Source organism: Pedobacter alluvionis (assembly GCF_003664035.1).
GTDB lineage: Bacteria > Bacteroidota > Bacteroidia > Sphingobacteriales > Sphingobacteriaceae > Pedobacter > Pedobacter alluvionis.
In genome coordinates this window covers 166,912-183,442 of the sequence record NZ_RCCK01000010.1, presented here as the reverse complement: position 1 = coordinate 183,442, position 16,531 = coordinate 166,912, and the positions used below count along the sequence as shown (strand labels likewise).

Below are 16,531 nucleotides of genomic sequence, written 5' to 3'. Positions count from 1 at the left end.
GCACCACAAAAGTAAAGCAACCATTACCTTTAAAAAAGGACATTTGTCTCGACTAAATAAATATGCTACGTACCAACCTTACCTTCTTGTCATTTATTGAACGTTTTTGCGCCGAAAATAAAGAAGAGGCCATTACGCTTAAAAACTTTAAAGCAGGGTATAGATTTATTGAGCAGGGTGAAAAAATCAGCAATATTTACATCATTAAGGATGGGATTAGCAAATGTTTTATTTCTGAAGAAAACGGTAAAGATTTTATTATCGAATTTTTAGGTAAGGGCGAAGTAGTTGGCGAATTAGAAGCTATAAAAAAGATCAATTGTTTGTGCAATGTAGCGGCAATAAGTGAGGTTACCGCCTATGTTATACCTGATCATCTTTTCCTTTCGCTGATTAATAAAAGTGTTGAGTTCACTAGCATCTTACTCCAGGAATTGTCTACCAGAATTATCCAAACCAGCACGCGGGCATCCTTCCAACAGTTATATACTTTAGAATATGCACTTTTAAAATTACTTAAATTGCAGGCTGATGAGCATATTTCCATCTCTAAAGAAGACATGGCGGCCTATCTGGGTATCTCTGTAAGAAGCTTTAACAGAAGCCTGAAACAGGTAATCGCTAAAGGTGGTTTTGATACCCCTGAATTTAAAAACATCCTGCAGCTAACCAATATGAAAAAGCTGCTGGAAAGATTAGGATAACCAGTGATTATTGTCCAAAAGCTATTTTAAATCAACTGTGCGTTTTCATGATCCATTTAAGTCATTAAAAGTTACCAACTTTTTGCCTATCGTGTACATACGTCTTCTGGTTTGGGTTTTTATTCTTTTTGCTAAGCAACTTTAATACAACACAGGCTTTACCGAAGAACGCCGTCAATCCCAAGGGCCGGAGAGATCAAAAAAACGGTTGCAGGAAAGAACAAATAGCATTGCCAAACCTAAAACGCAGTGGTTTTGTGTTCATAACGATGATTTAATTTTAAAAAATATTGAACACAAAACGAAGTGCCACCGTTTTTTTGATGCGTGTAGGGTTGTGTAAAAGGCCCATTGCTGGATTGACAAAGCGCTTTGGGTACTTTGGCGCTCCAAAGTACCATGCCACCGCGGCATAGAGCGGAAAATTTCAATATTTGCGTTAGAGTTAGCCAGGAAATATGCTAAAATAAATCCGATAGCTATCGGATCAGCAGGACGATCGCCTTAGAGAGGAGCTAACACAATAGGCCTGTTTGTCGGAAATAATCCTTGCCTGTAATATAAAACCTGAAATTAATTCAATTGCAGCTTTCCTATCGCTACAAGTCAGCGTAACGATGCTAACATTAAAACCTTTACTACACCCCTCGACAATTCCTACATTGAATTTCCTTCCTCAATAGCTCAAAAATCAGCAAACATTTCAGGATAAAGTTTGTTAAAACAATCTACAAAAGAAAATCTGCATGGCTCATTTATTTCAATCTGAACACAACAATTACAGACGAAGAATGCTGCCAGAATCAGAAAATCTTTTTTAATTTTATATCCGCATAAACAACAGCTTAACATAATTTACAGATTCAAAAAGCCTATTTAAAGCACAAATATGAATGTAGAAGACGTTTTTAAGAACAACGAAAAATGGATCGCCGATAAACTGGCCATTGATCCTGATTACTTTACTGAATTATCAAAAGGACAGAGTCCGGAGTTTTTATATATCGGATGTTCAGATAGCCGTGTTACGGCAGAAGATTTAATGGGCATACAACCAGGTCAGGCTTTTGTACACCGGAATGTAGCCAACCTGGTAAACAACGTAGATTTAAACGTAATGACGGTTCTAAACTATGCTGTGCGCCATTTAAAGGTGAACCATATTGTGGTTTGCGGTCACTACAACTGCGGGGGTGTTAAAGCGGCAATGCAACCTGCCGATATGGGCATATTAAACCCATGGTTAAGGAATATCCGCGACGTTTACCGCATTCATAGAGATGAGTTAAATGCCATTGAGGATGAAGGCGCACGTTACAACAGACTGGTGGAGCTGAATGTTCAGGAACAATGCGTTAACTTATTAAAAACCGCAGCGGTGCAGGAAGCAATTACCAACCGTGGGATAACGGTACATGGCTGGGTTTTCGATATCCATACAGGTAAATTAATCGACCTTAAAATCGATTTCGAAGCCATTTTGAAAGATATTAAGGAGATTTATAATCTTTATTAAGTCCCAAGTCATGAGTCCCAAGTCCTCAGTACAAATTGCATAAAAAACCTCGCAGGTTTTAAAAACCTGCGAGGTTTAAATACTCCTAAACATCGACTCCGGACTAAAGACTCCTGACTAAGGACTAACCTACCTTCCCATCCAACCGCCATCAACGGTCAAGATTGTTCCATGCACATAATCGCTGGCCGGCGAGGCCAGGAATATTGTTGGTCCTTTAAAATCTTCTGGTGTTCCCCATCTTCCGGCAGGGATGCGCGATAAAATAGAAGTGCTTCTATCCTGATCTTCGCGTAAAGCAGAAGTATTATCGGTTGCGATATATCCGGGCGCTATTGCATTTACATTTACACCCTTTGAGGCCCACTCATTTGCAAAAGCCTTGGTTAAAGAGGCAATTGCACCTTTACTGGCGGCATAACCAGGAACGGTAATACCACCCTGGAATGATAGTAATGATGCCGTGAAAATTACTTTTCCGCTTCCTCTGGCAATCATCTCCCTGCCAATTTCGCGTGTTAAAATAAACGGTGCTGTTTGGTTTACGGCAATTACTTCATCCCAATATTCATCAGAATGTTCGGCAATTGGCTGACGTAAAATCGTTCCGGCGTTATTAACCAAAATATCAATAACAGGATGATCTGCTTTTACCTGGGCCGCAAAAGCCAGGGTCTTTTCGCGTTTACTAAAATCGCACTGGTAAGCATAGAATTTTCTACCCAGCGCTAAAATTTCTTTCTCAACAGCACTACCCTGAAGTTCGAGACTTGCAGAAACGCCGATAATATCGGCACCTGCTTCGGCCAAAGCTAAAGCCATAGCTTTCCCTATTCCCCTTTTACAACCGGTAACTAATGCAGTTTTACCTGCTAAATTAAATATGTCAGACATGATGTTTAAAATTCAGTTTTTAGATCTCTCCATTTCGCTACGCTTCATCCGATAACTATCGGATCGAGATAACGGTAAGAAATTATTATTTCAGTTCGTTAATGGCACAGTGATCCATATCGCCATAATCTAAGTTTTCGCCGGCCATACCCCAGATAAAAGTATAGTTGCTTGTACCTGCTCCTGAATGAATAGACCAGTTTGGCGAAATTACGGCCTGATCGTTCTGCATCCAGATGTGGCGGGTTTCTTGTGGCTGCCCCATAAAGTGACAAACACTCTGCCCTTTTGGAACTTCGAAATAGAAATAGGCTTCCATCCTTCTATCGTGCGTATGTGCAGGCATGGTATTCCATACGCTACCCGATTTTAACTCAGTCATACCCATTTGCAACTGGCAGGTTGGCAAAACACTATTCACTAACAACTTATTAATTATTCTATGATTTGCTGTTTCAGGCGTACCCAACTCTACAATCTCCGCTTCAGCTTTGCTTACCTTTTTAGTAGGGTAAGTATGATGTGCAGGGGCAGAATTGATGTATAATTTCGCAGCCTCGCCTGGTGTAGCAGATTCAAAAAACACTTCTTTTGTACCCTTACCAATGTATAAAGCTTCTTTATAATCCAGTTCGTATTTTTCGCCATCAGCAGTAACAATAGCTTTTCCGCCAACATTAATAATCCCCAGTTCCCTACGTTCTAAAAAGTAGGTCGCTTTTAAATCATCAGGGTTTGGAAGTGCTATTTTCTGATCAACTGGTATTGCACCACCAACAATATACCTGTCAAAATGAGATAAGGTTAGGTTTACCTGGTTGGCCTCAAATACGTTTTCGATCAGGAAATTTTCCCGCAAAGCTGCGGTATCCATTTGTTTAACTTCTTTAGGGCTTTGAGCGTAACGGCTTTCGAATTTATTCATTGGTTAAAATTGAGTTTTGAGATCAGGACCTGAACTCATAACAGATCCTATCGCAAATATATTTATACGATATTTATTATTGGTATTAATACTCAACTTTATAATCCTTTTTTATGGTTTGCCCGCTCCAGGCTTTTAAACTGGTCAGAGTACGGGTGCATCTGTCCAGAATTTATGATCGGCAGGCAGTCCTAGGGTTAAAAAGCGAAACGAACTGCGAACAGATCAGGAAGGCAGAAAAAAAGTTTATATTTTATTTTCTTTAATATGCACGTTTAATAGCTAAACTGAGTTTTTTTTAAATTATTTGGAGAGCAAATTCAGTACAATTATTCAGGTTTCGTCCCGCTCGTTTGTAGTGCCGGCGTGAAGCCGGCAGCTACCATTCAAATCGGGTCTAGATGGCAAGGCAGGCATTACTATTACTGGTTAATAGCACAGCCGGCAAACATCAATTTTCGCAGTTTTGCACAATCCAGTGTTCATAAACCCGGTAGTAGCGTGCATCCCGATTAAGCACCGGTTTATGTTATATTTTGGTGTGCTTGCTTGTTTCACAGGTTTTCCATCGGGATAAAGCGAATAACGGGGCTGCTGTTGCCGAAGAAATACTAAACACTCATTTCCTGAACAAAACAATGGATTTATTTTTATTATACGGCGTAAATATTTCGTTTAGAATTTTTAAAAAAACAGACTGAGTTTCTCAGCAACACTTAACCCATACCTATTCTGCTAAGCTGTTGATCGAAATGATTGTTCATAATACGCTGATAAACCTGTTCTGCAAGCACATACAATAAATCTGCCTTCTCAAACAGGCGCAACACGTCTGGTTCACCGATCGTGTAATTGTTTTCGTAACGAACAGCCAGATAAGCCTCATCAAGCAAATGCAACAGGCTAACCTCTTCTTCCCTATCATTAAATAACTTGGAAAGCGGCTTTACATAAGGTTTAATATACAATTGATGAACTTTAATGCGGTGTGTTTTTTTATCCTTTCCCATTACCAGAGTTTCGATGGCCCCATACATCAAATCGAAAACCTGATGTAACATAAAAGCGCAGTATGCTAAATGTTGCTGTTTAAAATAGAATGTTGCGCCTGATAAAAATTTATTGGCCTTATCAATTCCGTGGCGATACATAGTGCTAACCTGATCCGCAACAAGTTCTGGTGTGCCCCCGTTTAGAAAAGTTCCGGATGTACTGAATAAACAATTTTGAGCGGTGGTGGCATAGTAAAAAAACAAACTTCCCTGCAGTAATGCCTGCTCCACCTCGTGTACATGGAAAACCCGGTAACTCAATTCCATTTGCCCGTTAAACACAATATTTAATACCGGCGTTAATTCGTTTAAAATACGCACGTTTTTAAACGAAACCATAATCAGCATTTCTGGTGCTGCCTTACCAGCCAAAAAGTTATTATGGAGATAAATATACTGAGCAGGTACCGCAGCCGTAATGCCCTTTAATAAACGCACTATGCTTTCATCTTTTAGCGCACCATGACCGAGGTTTAAAGATTTACTCCACATAATAACCCCCTTCATCATTTTCATTCAACGCAGGATTATTGATCATTACAAAAAAAGCTTCTATAATCATCATCATGCTTTCATACTGCTCAAACAAAAATTCCTTATCCATTAGTTTAATGCTGCTCCTGGTACTGAAAGCCGCATACAACCACTCTAAAAGACCTAACCGCAGCTGTTTAATTTTTTCGGGAATAAAATAGGACTCCACAAACAGGTAAGGATTTTCTATATGTACTGCAGCAAGCGTATTTACCTCACACAGTTCTTTGTGGTAGGCATCGCTGTTTATAAATTGCTCTTGAGCAGCGGGCGAACCCTCGGCGACCTGATAAGTTAGCTTTTTAGCCGTAATTAAATAACCCGCATTAAGCAGTTTTGTAAATTGGTTATAGAAGAAAAAATAATCGGCCACATCGCTCACACATTGCTCTTCTGCCAGGGCAGCTTTGTACCAGTTTTTTAAATAAGCTTTATGCCCGCTAAGGTTATCCAGGCTAAAGAAAAATTCAATCACTTTAAATGGATCGTTAAATAATTCCTGTTCGAAAGCCAAAGGCGATGTACTTTCGAATATGGCCATATGGTAGTAGCGATCGATCTTTTTGAAACTATTTCTGGTAATAATCCTTTCGTGGATGAGCCAGCAAGCCTCCAGCATTTTTTTGGTATTTTCGTAAAACTCCGCAACATACTGATCCCAATCCAGATCGAGGTTATTTTCTAATGCGGCCAACAGCCATTCTTTGTAAACCAGCTTATAGGTATCTGATTGAAAAAACAGGAAAATATCAAGAAAGGTAAGTTTTGGGTTTTGCATTTCTCCGCTGCTTAACAGTTTCGGATAGTAATCAAGCAGTACCGTTTCGCGTTCTACACCACATTCATCAGCCCCAATTGCTTTCACAAATGCGGTATCGGTTTCAATGTGGTTAAAAATTAAATCCGAATAATCGAAAAGCGGCACCAGTTTTTCGTAAAAAACCAACAGCTGTGCCGGGTGCTTTTGTGGCGAAAAATCGAATTCGTTCTGTGGAGGGATTAACCAGTTTTTTAAAAAATTTAAATGGTAGCTTACGCCATTTGATGAAAAAAAGCTTTCAATTGCACCAATAAATGCCACAGTTTCTTTTTTAAAATTTAAGTTCCCTTCCATAGTGTATATTTTTTAAATGATTATATTAGCTAACGAATTTAGCAAAAAACATATAGTTAAACTATAATTAATTCATAAAACTTATCAACATTTCTCATGAATGAAAATCAGCGCTTAAAAAGGTTAATGGAATTACTGCATTTTAAGACTCAAAAGGATTTTGCTGCTGCATTGAATATTCAACAAGGTTCTTTATCAGATATTTTAAGAGAAAGGGTCAACGTATCTAATGCTATTAAAGATAGGTTAGAAATGAAATTCGACGTCAATTTACCCTGGCTGGAAGATGGAATTGGCGAGCCGTTTTTTAAAAAGAAACCAGCCGTTGGCGAAAGCAAAGAGGGTGTTCCTTACTTCGATATGAGCCTATCAGATGCGAAAGACCATATAGTAGAAGAACAGCGGGCAGAATATCTTGTAAATTACCTCCCTTTTAACGATTGCACGGCCTATTTACCAGTTTATGGCGATAGCATGTACCCAAAATACGGCGCAGGCGAAATTATAGCGATAAAAGAAATTACCAATTACGAAATTCTACAATGGGGAGAAGCTTATGTGGTGATGACGGATGAAGATAGCAACAGTCTGCGTACCATAAAGCTAATCTTTCAGCACACTGATGATACCAAACTAATCCTCCGTTCTTCAAATCCAAATTTTAAAGGCGATACTGTAATCAGCAAAAAAAGTATCCTGGCACTTTATATTATCAAAGGAAAAATTACACGGAATATTATTTAGGTAATGCAGTTTTCAGTTCACGCTTTTGAGTTCGAGTCTGTATTCAAATATGTCATCCTGAGCTTGTCGAAGGATCTGATTAAATATCTTAAGGCGTTTCGACAGGCTCAACGTGACAAATTCGGAGTGAATTAGATTCGTTTATCGTCTTTAATCAGCGGGACTAAATAAAAAAGGTTACCGCAGATCAGCAGATTTTCGCAGATCTTAGAAAGCCATGAAGGAATCTGTATTAAAAAATGTCATCCTGAGCTTGTCGTAGGACCTGGTTTAAATATCTTAAGGCGTTTCGACAGGCTCAACGTGACAAATTCGGAGTGAATTAGATTCGGCAAGCAGAATCTGCGTTTATCATCTTTAATCAGCGGGACTAAATAAAAAAGGTTACCGCAGATCAGCAGATTTTCGCAGATTTAAAAAGCCATGCGGGAATCTGTATGATAAAAATGTCATCCTGAGCTTGTCGAAGGACCTGGTTTAAATATGCCTTAGCAGATTTTTTATATTGCATTAAGATTCCCGCATGCGAGGAAATGACGCCCCTCTTGAGAATCTGCCATGGTCGCCTCCCGAGAAAATCGGGGAAAATTTAATCAATCGCACAGTTTATTGAATAGACTTAGAGATAAAACACACACTCCAAACTAAAAAAACGGCCCAATCATCGATCAGGCCGCTTTTCTTAAAATATTACAATTCTTTTAGTAACCTGGATTCTGGTACATTTTAACCGGATCTAATTTCACTTCATCAAATGGAATAGGATAATACCTGTCTTTTGTGGTTACGTTAGCCAGCTTAGCAATTCCATACGATGATTGTGGTTTCGCTTTTAAGTAAGTAACCAACTCTGCAGCAGTAAAATTCCTGATTAAATCGAACCATCTTTGGTGTTCGAAAGCAAACTCTACCCTACGTTCGTGTAAAATAGCTAGTTTTAAAGTCGGGAATTTAGCCGCATAAGTCGCATCCATTTTGGCTACTGCATAAACTGGCATACCTGCTCTTGTTCTTACCATATCTAAATACTGAATCGCCACCGCATCGTTGCCCTGCAACATATTAACTTCAGCAAGCATTAAAATTACATCGGCATAGCGCATTAAAATCCAGTCGTTGCCTCCGTAACCATTATTGGTTGCCAATTGGCTCGCATCGCGGAATTTAGTAATAAACCAATCTTTTACCGTAGCATCATTTGCAAACTTTACAGAAAAATCTTTCCTTAAATCACTTGTTTCATATTCATTGATCAAATCTAGCTTTACATTACCACCGATACCGGTAGAAACCTTTAACGAATTAATGGTTTCTCCTTTTGCCTGGTTGTTGGCGGCGATGCTAGAGCTATAATTAATATCGCCCTGTTTGTTAGAAATCTGGAAAATCAATTCTTTACAGGTTGTTTTTTTCGTTACGTCGAAAACATCAGTATATGGAATTTCAGAAAGGTTCCCAAAAGCTTTCATATTATAAGCGGCCAACAAGTAAGTATTGGCATTGCTTAGGTTTTCAGCTTTATTATTTGGCAGGGTGGCCGCCATGGTTAAATAAACCTTGCCCAGATAAGCATTTATGGCTGCTTTTGAAGTCCTGCCAAGGTTGGCTGTTGACTGGAAGTTTGGCAGCGTACTGTTTAAACCATCTTTTAAATCAGCAACTATCTGGTTATACACATCGGCCTCAGGTACACGGAAAGTATTCTCTCTCACTTCATCGGCTGTGCTTAGCTGTTTGGTTACGACTGGTACCGCACCCCATTTCCTAACCAGTTCGAAGTACATAATCGCCCTGATAAACTTAGCTTCTGCTTTATAATTCTCCTTAGTAGCCGCATTCGTAAAAGAGACTTTATCGATGTTTGTCAGTACAACATTGGTTCTGCCAATGGCTTCATAAAGTGCTAACCAGTGAGTCTTTAAATAAGAATTGCTTGGAAGTAACGAGAAGTCATTAAACTGAAATGGCTCACCGGCATTACTCTGGTTATCGTTTCTTCCTGCATCGTCAGAACGCTCGTCGGTAAACAGTCCGCTGTTTTCGCCCAGGGTATTGCTGCTTCTTAACGATTGGTAAGCACCATTTACTGACAATAATACATCATTTTCTGTTTTAAAATAATTTTCTACCGCAATGGCATTTGGATTACTTTGGTTTAGAAAATCTTTTTTACAAGCACCCAAACTTAAAATTGCACTTAGGGCCAATACTTTATAAATATGTTTTTTCATTTCTTTAGTTCTAAAAAGTCAATTTGATACCAAGGTTATAGGTCCTTGCCAATGGGTAATTTCCATAATCTACACCAGGCGCAAGGTTATTACCTGCGCTATAATCTACCTCGGGGTTATAACCTTTATAATCGGTAATGGTAAATGCATTATCTACACTCGCATAAACACGGATATTACTCACTTTGAGCGCATTGGCCAGTTGTTTTGGGAAACTGTAACCTAAAGTAATGTTTGTACACCTGAAGTAAGATCCATCCTGAATATAGAAAGACGATAAACGGGTACTGTTACTTTGCGTACCTGCACGCGATGCACGGTAATTTAAACCACTACCCGGATTGGCTTCATTTCTGTAACGATCGGCAGCCTCTACATATTGGTTTCCCGAACCTTCAAAGTTATACAGGTAATAATCCTGTCCATCTAAAACCTGGTTTCCGTACGATCCATTAAAGGATGCCCTTAAATCAAACGTTTTGTAAGAGGTGTTTAAGGCAAAACCATAGGTAAATTTTGCGTATGGCGTGCCGATTACGGTTTTATCCGCATCATTAACAATGCCGTTACCATCGGTATCCTGAAAATATAAATCGCCGATTTTTGCCGGGTTGGTTGAAGAAGCTGACGGCGCTACCTTGCCTAAATTATCGGCAGTAATCCGTCCAAGAACCTTAAATCCATAAAACATACCGATTGGCTGCCCTTCTTGTGTAACATGTGTAATGTACGAACGCTCTGCACCAGCCGTAAATATTGTACTGTTACCGCCCAGGTCTAAAACTTTGTTTCGGTTTGCCGCAATGTTTCCGCTTAAACCCAAGGTAAAGTCTTCATTTTGGATGATTTTACCGTCAATCTGCAAATCGAAACCTTTATTGCGTACCCTGCTATCAGTAAGATTGGTTAATATAGATGGTGTTCCGGCAACTGCAGAAAGCGGTTTATTAAACAATAGGTTGAAAGAATAACTTAAATAATAATTTACCATGATTGATACACGATTTTTGAACAGACTGATATCGGTACCAAAGTTGAATTGAGAAGTAGATTCCCATCCTAATCCCCTATCCTGAATGCTACTTGGCCAAATGCCGGTAGAAACCGCACTTCCAAAAACCACACCACCCGGCGCACTCATTTCCTGCGCAGTTCTGTAATTCGGAATGTTATTGTTACCGCTCAAGCCCCAGCTCGCCCTTAACTTAACCCTCGATTGTTCCCCTAAAAAATTATTGTAAAAACTTTCGTCAGATAAATTCCAGCCCGCAGCTATTGAAGGGAAGATACCATACTTATTTAACGGACCAAATCTTGATGAACCATCACGACGGAATGAACCGGTTAAAAAATATTTGCCAGCATAATTGTAGCTGAAACGACCGAAATAAGAAAGTAAAGTATTGGTAGATTTAGCTGTTCTGTTCGGTCCATCTGTAATTAAAGTCAAAAATCCTGCTTCAGCGCCTTTATCGGTAATTTCGCCAATTTTATCATTCTGGAAACCATTGGCAGAAATACGGATCAGATCGCTGGTTGTTTTTTGCGCGGAATATCCTCCGAGCACATCAATTTTATGTTTACCAAAGGTCTTATTGTAGTGTAGGGTAAACTCCCCAAGCTGATCTACCTGGCTAAGGGTTTGCGCAATGGCATTCGCCGCCGTTAACGAAGCAGTAGAATAAGGTGGATTATTACCATTACTTAAACTGGTTGGCAGATAAAAATCATATTTTTCATTATAAGTTTGTGTACCTAAATTGGCTTTAAAATCTAATCCATCAAATATAGTATAGGTAGCATTGGCGTTATAGTTACTTTTGGATCCCTTTCTGGTAATTTTTACTTGTTCAACTGTAGCCAAAGGATTCTCAGGATTCTGAATACCGTATTGAGAGGATAAAGCACCCATGCCAAACTGGATCGGATTTCCATTGGCATCCCTTGCAGGCAGATAAGGCAGGTAGATCAAAGCCGACATCATCGGACTTAAATCATAACGTCCTTCCCTCACCTCGCGGTTATCGTTCTGCGTATACGAAATGTTTGCGCCTACACGTAAACGCTCACTCACTTTGCCTTCAATATTACCCCTGAAATTGGTTACCTTTTGGTTGGTGTTGGTTACAATACCATCGTTATTCTGGTAACCGCCACTTAAAAAGTATTTTACATCTTTGGTGCCGCCAGAAAATGAAAGATTATGGCGTTGAAATGCTGCATTGCGGTAAAGTTCATCCTGCCAATCGGTATTATAGGCAGCAGGGATGGCCTGTTGCGTACTAAAATTATAAAGATCGGCCGGAATGCTTACACTACTTCCACTACCTACATTGGTGATACGCGTAGCATTGTTATCACTAAACATTGAGTCGTTCCAGGTAATTTTGCCACCGTTAACTACTAAATCCTTGTACGCATTGTTACGTCCGTCAATTAAAAGCTGGATAAACTGATTGGCATCCAGTAATTTTACTTTTTTAGCCAACTGAGAAATTCCTCCCTGAACATCATATTCAAACTTTCCTTTTCCATCTGTACCTCTTTTGGTGGTAATTAACACAACCCCACCCGAAGCCCTTGAACCATAAATGGCAGCAGAAGCCGCATCTTTTAAAATGTCGATGGTTTCGATATCCTCCGGATTGATGGATACATTGTTTCCTGCCGGATAACCGTCAATTACATATAAGGGATCAGAACTGGCGTTAATGGAACCGATACCCCTCACCCTGATTTTGGTACCCGAATATGGTGCACCACTGGTTTGCGATACCTGAACACCTGCAACCTTACCAACCAGTGCCTGGCCAACAGTTGGAGAAGTTAAATTCATTTCGCTGGCTTTAACGCTGCTAATGGCACCTGTTACGTCCGATTTTATGATCTTCTGATAACCGATAGCTACAACCTCATTTAGGGTATTGCTGCTTTCTTTTAAAATAACATTAATATTTTGGCGTCCGTTAACCGCAACTTCCTGATTATCGTAACCGATATAAGAGAATACTAAAATTGCCCCATCCTCAACCGAAATAGCGTATTTACCATTAGCATCGGTAACCGTTGTTTTTTTGGTCTTTTTTTCAAATACACTTACACCTGGTAAAGGTTGGTTGTTTTGGTCGGTAACCGTTCCACTTACCGAGGCAAAGGTTTTACGATGTAATCCTGAGGCAAGCATACCGTGGTTTACTGCTATTGCTTCTGAATTACAGATGGCCAGTAAGCCTAAAGGCAAAAGCAATTTCCGGCAGGTATTTTTTATACCTGCGGTTAAAAAAAATGATGTCATCTTTTTGTTCTTAGTAATGGTTTTGAAATATAATTGGGTTTTGTGTTTTTAAGTAGAAGCGTAGATTTTCACATTTACATAGGCTTATCCTTTATCGTTAACAGGTTAATTTGAGGAGCGTTCTACGGCGACAAAAGTATAAGTGTATTTTTAACACTATGTATCCCCTACGTTAACTCTTCACACCAATCTCGACGTGTACTTTAAATTAACATTAAGCCAAATTAAACAACACCTAAATCGGTTTATTAAAGCATTAAGGCATAACACCCTCTTAATGTTTCTTTAATGGGAGGTCTTTAAGTTTGCTTCCAAAACTTTTTCGATGAAATCCCTCTATCCTTTCCTTATGCTCTGCCTGTTCTACACAGGTTTAGCTGCACAGGATGCACCGCAACAATCTTATCAATTAACTAAGACCAGGAACGAAGTACAATACAAAAATTATTACCTGCTTACGCTTTTTCAGCAATTGCCCGGGCTGCACAAAATGCTTAGTACAGATACGGTACTGAATAACATCTACAAAACAAAAACCACGCAGGTAAATGAAGCGGTGAAAACCTGCAAAACAGATATTAGCTGTTACGCCAAAGCTTTAAAATTCAACAATGAGGAAATAGCCCGTATTGGAAACCGCTTGGCGCTGCTTTATACAGAAAATAATCCATTGGGAGATTTGGTAAAAAATCATCTGATCCCTTCAGGTTGTTATTCCATGTTTGCCAAAGAGCAACACAAGGCCCTTTTAGTTAAGGCCTGGGAACAAGATGCCAGTGCCGTAAATTATGCAATTGGTGTTTACGTAGAAGGAAACAAGCCCAATTACCCGAAAATAGACTCGATCAGCTTTAGTTTAAGGGATAAAGAATATGCAGAACTAACCTCAGCTAGTGCATTGTTATCGCTGCAGGGCAATACTAAGCTCTTTTTCGAACCTGCCATGTTATTTGCACTGGAAGCGTTAGAATTGAACGAACGCAATGATGCCGCCGATTACGAACCGATGGCTAAAGGCGTAAACCTTGCCGCCATTAACAAGATCAAAAAAACAGACTGGAAAAAATATCCTTACAGCGTAATCCTGGTTCCTGGTGCTGGTCCGGAGGAAAAAGAAGTAGCCTTAAGTGCTGGCGGAATGATCCGTTGCAGGTTAGCAGCTTTGCAATATCAGCAAGGCATAGCACCATTCATCGTGGTTTCGGGCGGACGGGTACATCCCTACAAAACCAAATTCAGTGAAGCATACGAAATGAAGAAATTCCTGATGGAAGTGCTTCAAATCCCCGAAAGTGCCATTATCATGGAACCACATGCCCGCCACACCACCACCAACCTGCGCAATTGTGCCAGACTGATGTTCAGGTACGGTATGCCGATAGATAAAGCTGGAATGGTTTGTACCGTAAAATCGCAAAGCTACTACATTACAGATATCCTGCCCGAACGCTGTAAAAAGGAACTCGGTTACTATCCTTATAAAAATGGAAAACGTTTAAGTGATACCGAATCAGAATTCTACTTAAATACAGCTTCCTTACAGATTGATTTTGATGAACCGTTAGATCCATAGGCATGAAAACACTAAATCCTGTTTTAGTCCTTATTGTGATGTTTTTTGTAGCCAGGTACAATAAAACGGAAGGAAAAATCACGAAAACAGTTACAATCGACTCATTAGGTGCATGCCAGGGGATTTCTCACCAAAATGGCCATTATTTTCTTTACGGCGACAGAGAAGTGGGTGTAATGCGCGAATATCAGCTCCGCAAAGATTCTTTAATTTATCAGCATCGGGAATACCAATTCACCGTTAAAGGCGAAAATATCATCAAACACCCTACCGGGATAGCCTACCATAAAGGTTTACCCACATTTGTGGGCAATTCGGTACGTCAAAATGCAGCAGGCACTCTTTGGAAAGCTGTAATCAACTGTATCAATTGGGATGGGTTTTTAAAAACCAGAAAATTAGATGGAAACCTGATTAAAAGCATTGAAGATGATGCCTGTATCCAGGGTACGCGACCAGAATATGTAAAATATAAAGGCAAATGGTTTGTAGCAACAGCTGATTATGGCAATAAAGCAAACGAAGTACGCCTGTACGATCCAAAAGCCTTATCTAAAGCCAATAAAACAAGCGAAAAGGGAATTCTCTTTAAAAAATTCACCTGCTCGCCGTGGGTCCAAAATCTACACTGGATTGCAGATAAAGGTATACTCGTTTTAATCCAGAACCAGGTTGAAGGCCGCAAATGGCGACTGACCTTTCTAAATCTGGAAAAATCGCTTGCCAGCGGCCAGGAATCTGTTATCAAAGTGATAGAAACCGATAAACCGGATGAACTGGAAGGTTTTACCTTTACCGATAAAGCAGACAAAGGAATTGCCGTAAGCTCTTCTAGTAAAAATAATGTGAGTTTTATGGATTTCTCGGTTGGCGGTTAGCGACAATCCCAACAATAAAACAATACAGCAATAAATTTATCCTATCGGTTGGTGTCTCACCGACCGAAATAAAATACTCACTATTTCTTCAAATTAGGAAATGGAGGGCTTGTGGTTCTTGGCAGTTTGCAGTCCCGCCATTCGCTATAGCTCCGATAGAAAAAATCGGAGGTTGTCGCTACTGTCGGGTTTATAAGCTACGGATTGTGCTCCCTGCAACCTTACAAATAAAATACTACCTTAGCCAAGCCCCGGTTGAAGCGTTTACCCTGCAGCAACGAGGTACGAGGAAGCGAAGCGTAAAAGCGGAAGACGGGAAGAAACTTAGTGTTATGTACAGGCCTTGCGCTCCAAAACATAAGCTTGCAGTTGCCTAAATTTGTCAGTCTGAGTGGAGTCGAAGACCCTGTATATATTTAACAATGTGAGGAATACATGATCATGTAATTTGATGTAGTAAAAGATCCTTCGACTACGCTCAGGATGACACTAAGCGGCTTATCCTATCATTTGTCATCATCTACTAAACCATACAACTAAACGGCTACCCTTCTTTACTCCTATCGGTTGGTGTCTCACCGACCAAGATGGAACATATTCATTATTTCTTCAAATTAGGAAACGAATGGCTTGTGGTTCTTGGCCGTTTGCAGTCCCGCCATTCGCTATAGCTCCGATAGAAAAAAATCGGAGGCTGCCGCTGCTGTCGGGTTTATAAACAAAGGTTTGAGCACCCTGCAACCTCAAAAATGAAAAGCTGGTTTGGCTAATTATACCTCGGCCCGAAGCAGCTACTATAAGAACGCATCTATTCTGTCTTGTTTTTAGGCATTTTGCTAACTCCCGTTAATAAACCACTGGCCTAACCGAAGAACGCTGTCAATCCCAAGTGGCTGAAGAATCAAAAAAACAGGTGTACAATAATGCAAATAGCACGAACAAACCTGAAACGCAGTGGTTTTGTGTTCTTTTCACTGAATTCAAAGTTTAATATAAATTGAACACAAAACGAAGTGCCGCTGTTTTTTTGATGTGCGTGGGGCAGTGAAAAGCCACATTGCTGGATTGACA

At 39.8% G+C, this 16,531-nt stretch carries 11 protein-coding genes; 5 read left to right on the top strand and 6 right to left on the bottom strand.

Annotated features, from left to right (window positions below; translation table 11 throughout):
• Positions 1-62: 62 nt before the first annotated feature.
• Positions 63-704: a Crp/Fnr family transcriptional regulator gene (locus tag BCL90_RS01005; RefSeq protein WP_121282109.1), complete on the top strand. Its 642-nt coding sequence runs from the start codon at positions 63-65 to the stop codon at positions 702-704.
• Between the two features lie 889 nt (positions 705-1,593).
• Positions 1,594-2,220, top strand: a complete 627-nt coding sequence (locus BCL90_RS01000; protein ID WP_121282108.1) for a carbonic anhydrase — start codon at positions 1,594-1,596, stop codon at positions 2,218-2,220.
• 129 nt (positions 2,221-2,349) lie between these two features.
• Here the strand turns inward: BCL90_RS01000 and BCL90_RS00995 are convergent, their stop codons facing one another.
• From BCL90_RS00995 to BCL90_RS00980, 4 genes are all read right to left on the bottom strand, one after another.
• Positions 2,350-3,114, bottom strand: a complete 765-nt coding sequence (locus BCL90_RS00995; RefSeq protein WP_121282107.1) for an SDR family NAD(P)-dependent oxidoreductase — start codon at positions 3,112-3,114, stop codon at positions 2,350-2,352.
• Positions 3,115-3,199: 85 nt separating this feature from the next.
• The gene (kduI, locus tag BCL90_RS00990; RefSeq protein WP_121282106.1) at positions 3,200-4,039 is read right to left on the bottom strand and encodes a 5-dehydro-4-deoxy-D-glucuronate isomerase; all 840 of its coding nucleotides are present in this window, start codon (positions 4,037-4,039) and stop codon (positions 3,200-3,202) included.
• Between the two features lie 716 nt (positions 4,040-4,755).
• Positions 4,756-5,601, bottom strand: a complete 846-nt coding sequence (locus tag BCL90_RS00985; RefSeq protein ID WP_166792142.1) for a HEPN domain-containing protein — start codon at positions 5,599-5,601, stop codon at positions 4,756-4,758.
• Entirely contained in the window at positions 5,573-6,739 is a 1,167-nt protein-coding gene (locus BCL90_RS00980; protein ID WP_121282104.1) for a hypothetical protein, read from the bottom strand. The genes BCL90_RS00985 and BCL90_RS00980 overlap by 29 nt, the downstream gene beginning before the upstream one ends.
• Before the next feature lie 126 nt (positions 6,740-6,865).
• On the opposite strand from BCL90_RS00980, the gene BCL90_RS00975 reads away from it, so the two are divergent.
• A complete protein-coding gene (locus BCL90_RS00975) occupies positions 6,866-7,483 on the top strand; it encodes a LexA family transcriptional regulator (RefSeq protein ID WP_166792141.1) in 618 nt (205 codons plus the stop codon).
• A gap of 701 nt (positions 7,484-8,184) precedes the next feature.
• Here BCL90_RS00975 and BCL90_RS00970 read toward each other — a convergent pair.
• Positions 8,185-9,714 carry a RagB/SusD family nutrient uptake outer membrane protein gene (locus BCL90_RS00970; RefSeq protein WP_121282102.1) on the bottom strand — a complete coding sequence of 510 codons (1,530 nt, stop codon included), beginning with the start codon at positions 9,712-9,714 and terminating at the stop codon, positions 8,185-8,187.
• A gap of 10 nt (positions 9,715-9,724) precedes the next feature.
• Positions 9,725-13,009: a SusC/RagA family TonB-linked outer membrane protein gene (locus BCL90_RS00965; protein ID WP_121282101.1), complete on the bottom strand. Its 3,285-nt coding sequence runs from the start codon at positions 13,007-13,009 to the stop codon at positions 9,725-9,727.
• A 325-nt stretch (positions 13,010-13,334) separates the two neighbouring features.
• Here BCL90_RS00965 and BCL90_RS00960 point away from each other — a divergent pair, with 325 nt between their 5' ends.
• Both BCL90_RS00960 and BCL90_RS00955 read left to right on the top strand, forming a co-directional pair.
• A complete protein-coding gene (locus BCL90_RS00960) occupies positions 13,335-14,582 on the top strand; it encodes a YdcF family protein (protein WP_121282100.1) in 1,248 nt (415 codons plus the stop codon).
• A gap of 2 nt (positions 14,583-14,584) precedes the next feature.
• The gene (locus tag BCL90_RS00955) at positions 14,585-15,460 is read left to right on the top strand and encodes a hypothetical protein (protein ID WP_121282099.1); all 876 of its coding nucleotides are present in this window, start codon (positions 14,585-14,587) and stop codon (positions 15,458-15,460) included.
• Positions 15,461-16,531: the final 1,071 nt, after the last annotated feature.